The sequence below is a fragment of the Pseudoalteromonas sp. SR43-5 genome, assembly GCF_014163835.1.
Classification (GTDB): Bacteria; Pseudomonadota; Gammaproteobacteria; order Enterobacterales; family Alteromonadaceae; genus Pseudoalteromonas; species Pseudoalteromonas distincta.
On the sequence record NZ_JACJEA010000095.1, the window covers coordinates 1 to 251 of the forward strand.

1 rRNA gene is annotated in these 251 nt (G+C 46.2%); it reads left to right on the forward strand.

Going from position 1 to position 251, the window contains the following annotated elements:
- A 23S ribosomal RNA gene (locus tag H5090_RS20640) occupies nucleotides 1-251 on the forward strand; the annotation flags it as partial.

Here is a 251-nt window from a genome sequence, read left to right on the forward strand (position 1 = left end):
AGGCCGAAAGGCGTAGTCGATGGGAAACAGATTAATATTTCTGTACTCGATATAATTGCGATGGGGGGACGGAGCAGGCTAAACAAGCATGGCGTTGGTAGTCCATGTGAAAGTGAGTAGGTTGGTGACTTAGGTAAATCCGGGTTGCTTTAAGACTGAGACACGAGACGAGTCACTACGGTGATGAAGTTGTTGATGCCATACTTCCAGGAAAAGCCTCTAAGCTTCAGATTATATGGAATCGTACCCCA